General features: G+C 56.6%; 2 protein-coding genes. Both read right to left on the bottom strand.

Translation table 11 applies throughout. The features are described 5' to 3' along the window. Positions 1 to 73 precede the first annotated feature (73 nt). Positions 74 to 1,129: a branched-chain amino acid aminotransferase gene (locus Q0H50_RS09045; protein WP_294421611.1), complete on the bottom strand. Its 1,056-nt coding sequence runs from the start codon at positions 1,127 to 1,129 to the stop codon at positions 74 to 76. Between the two features lie 431 nt (positions 1,130 to 1,560). Beyond that, positions 1,561 to 2,943 carry a sodium-dependent transporter gene (locus Q0H50_RS09040; RefSeq protein ID WP_294421610.1) on the bottom strand — a complete coding sequence of 461 codons (1,383 nt, stop codon included), beginning with the start codon at positions 2,941 to 2,943 and terminating at the stop codon, positions 1,561 to 1,563. Positions 2,944 to 3,204 lie beyond the last annotated feature (261 nt).

The following is a 3,204-nucleotide window of genomic DNA, read 5'->3' as shown; positions in this document are numbered from 1 at the left end:
TATCGAACGCAAAATGGGGAAGCAGGAGCACCTGCTTCCCCATTATCGTTTATGTCAACCTATGCAGCTGACGTTAGTCGACGTCGATCTTGCACACCCAGCCGTGCTTGTCTTCCAGATCGCCATCCTGGATGCCGGTAAGGGTCTCGCGCAGCTTCTTCATGACCGGACCGATCTCGGTGCAGCCAGCCGGGAAGACAACCTCTTGATCGGCACCGTTGACCTTGTTGTCGATCTGGCCGACCGGGCTGATGACGGCCGCGGTGCCGCACAGGCCGCACTCCACGAACTCGCCGCCGGCAACCTCTTCCCACGTGACATAGCGCTCGTCAACGGTCATGCCCAGGTCCTGGGCAACCTGCACCAAGCTGCGACGCGTGATGGAGGGCAGGATGGAATCGGTATGGGACTTCGGCACCACCAGCGTGCCGTCCTCCTTCACGAACAGCACGTTCGCGCCGCCGGTCTCCTCGATATAGGTGCGGCTTTGCGAATCCAGGTAGATGTTCTCAGCATAGCCGTTGCGATGAGCCTCCATGGTCGGGCGCAGCGACATGGCGTAGTTCAAGCCTGCCTTGATGTTGCCGGTGCCGTGCGGCGCGGCGCGGTCGTACTCGGACACGCGCAGCTTGATCGGCTTCAAGCCGCCCTTGAAGTACGGGCCGACGGGCGTGACCAGGATACGGAATGTATACTCAGGAGCCGGAGCAACGCCGATGACCTCGCCGGAGCCGATCATGAACGGGCGCACGTACAGCGTGGCGCCGGAGCCGAACGGCGGCACCCATGCGGCGTTCGCCTTGACGACTTCCTTGACGGCCTCGACGAAGCGATCCTTCGGGAAGCCCGGCATCTCAAGACGCTCGGCGGAATCGAACATGCGGCTTGCGTTCATGTCCGGACGGAAGCAGACGATGGAGCCATCCTCGGTCGTGTAGGCCTTCAGGCCCTCGAACACTTCCTGGCAATAATGGAAGATACCGGCGCACTCGGAAAGATGCAGATCATGGTCGGTGGTCAGGCCACCCTCGTCCCACTCGCCATCCTTCCAATGAGCTTCGTAGCTGTAGTCGGTCTGATGGTAGCCGAAAGCAAGGCTGCCCCAGTCAAGATCTTTCTTCTCGACCATCGTGATGCTCCTTCGTGAAAGGGCGCTTTGCGCCCAACGTGCAAATAACGCTTGCCGAATACCTTACACCCAAAACAGAGGGAGAATGGGGAACATCCGGCCCTACGGCAGGCCAAAAGGACGCAACTACGTAGGAATTTACCTGTTCGAAACAATCCGCCTGCAGGTCGAATCTTGGGAAAACCTGGGGAAACCTGCGGGGGATATCACGACGTTGCTCCCGTGGCGAACAACACAACTCGCTACCCCGCCTTCCGAATAGCGAGAAACCATCGCATCCATCAGCTCATACAGTCACTCTCAGCACAAACCGCTTATGACCCTAGACGAGAGATGGCTACCCTAAAGACAAGAGGCCGCCGACAAACGTCGACGACCTCTACGTTATTCCCTAGCTAACTCACAGCGCTAGACGCCTATACGAGCGCCCGCTACATGCTGAAGAAACCGAACTGCGCAGCAACATAGGCGACCAGGATAACCACCAGCAGCACAGGCGCGATGAACTTCACCATGACGGTGAACATCTTCTCCGCCTTGAACGGACCGGAAGATTTCACCTCGTCGATGATTGCCTTAGGCTTGATCACCCAGCCGACGAACACGCATGCCATCAACGCAGCCAGCGGCATCATCACAGAGTTGGAGATGAAGTCCAAGAAGTCCAGGATGGTGCTGCCCGGTCCCAGCGGCTCGATAAACGCCAGCTGACAATAACCCATGTTCACGATCATGGCCATCACGAAAATGAAGATCATCGAAGCGATGAGCGCCTTTTTGCGCGTGATGTGCGCGGAGTCCTGAACGATGGACACGCAGGTTTCCGTAAGTGAGATGGAGCTGGTCAGTGCAGCAAACACCACCAGCAGGAAGAACAGGAAGCCCATGATCGAGGCGATGCCGCCCATCTGATCGAACACGGTCGGCAGAATCACGAACATCAGCGACGGGCCAGACTTCGAGGCAACGGCCTCAGCGGAACCCATAGCCACGAAGGCAGCAGGCACGATCATCAAGCCAGCCAAGAACGCATAGCCGGTATCGAACAGCTCGATACGGCGCACGGACTGCTCCAAGTCGTCGGACTTCTGCATGTAGGAGCCATACGTGATCATGATGCCCATAGCCAGCGAGAGGCTGTAGAACATCTGACCAAGCGCTGCGATGACTAACTCGACGCTGAACTTGCTGAAATCAGGCGTCAGATAATACGCCAAACCATCGATAGCACCGGGAAGAGTAAGCTCATAAATGCAGATGCCAGCCGTCATAACCAGCAACACGGGCATAAGGATACGATTAGCGCGCTCGATACCGTTCTTCACACCAAGCGCCACAATAGCGAACACAATCAGCAGGAAGGCGATAGCCCAAATGAAGCTTTCCCCGCCACCGCCGATGAAGTTGGTGAAGTACGTGCCGCCATCAGCAAGCGCGGCAGAACCGTCCATAATGTACGCACCAGCGTACTTGAGGACCCAACCACCGATGATGCAATAATACGGCACGATGATGAACGGAATCGCCGAGGTAAAGATGCCGATGAAGGCATATTTCTTCCCAAACGATTTAAAAGCGCCAAGCGCACTTTGCCCGGTTTTGCGACCAAGTGCCGACTCGAGCATCATCAACGTAAAGCCAAATGTGACGACCAACACCACATAGGTGATAAGGAACACGCCACCGCCATACTTCGCAGCCAGATACGGGAAACGCCACAGGTTTCCCAAACCGATAGCCGACGCCGCGGCAGCCAAAATAAACGCCCACTTGCCGGACCAAGACGCACGTGCGCCCCCTGAATTTGCAGACATGCAATTCTCCCATCCTTGCGAGGCGCGATCCTGCGAACATGCCGGAAACGGTCCGGACCTGTTTACGATTCCAAATCAAAATGGCTTACCGTAAAGCAGATTCACCTACCGTCTTCGGCAGGTCCGCATCAGACCCTGTAAGCGCGAAGCAAAGAGCGCCGAACCTCAGCGATTCGCACATCCCTCACGCCAACATTGCGCCAATGAACTGTATATAGTTTTGAAATTATAGTCCTGAAACAGCGTTTCAGCGCATAGCAA

This window comes from uncultured Senegalimassilia sp. (assembly GCF_934632265.1).
Lineage (GTDB): Bacteria > Actinomycetota > Coriobacteriia > Coriobacteriales > Eggerthellaceae > Senegalimassilia.
This window is presented reverse-complemented; position numbering and strand designations above follow the sequence as displayed.

What these genes read in the sequence shown, in the direction of transcription:
- Q0H50_RS09045 (WP_294421611.1), bottom strand. Translation starts at nt 1,129, where the DNA reads ATGGTCGAGAAGAAAGATCTTGACTGGGGCAGCCTTGCTTTCGGCTAC.
- Q0H50_RS09040 (WP_294421610.1), bottom strand. Translation starts at nt 2,943, where the DNA reads ATGTCTGCAAATTCAGGGGGCGCACGTGCGTCTTGGTCCGGCAAGTGG.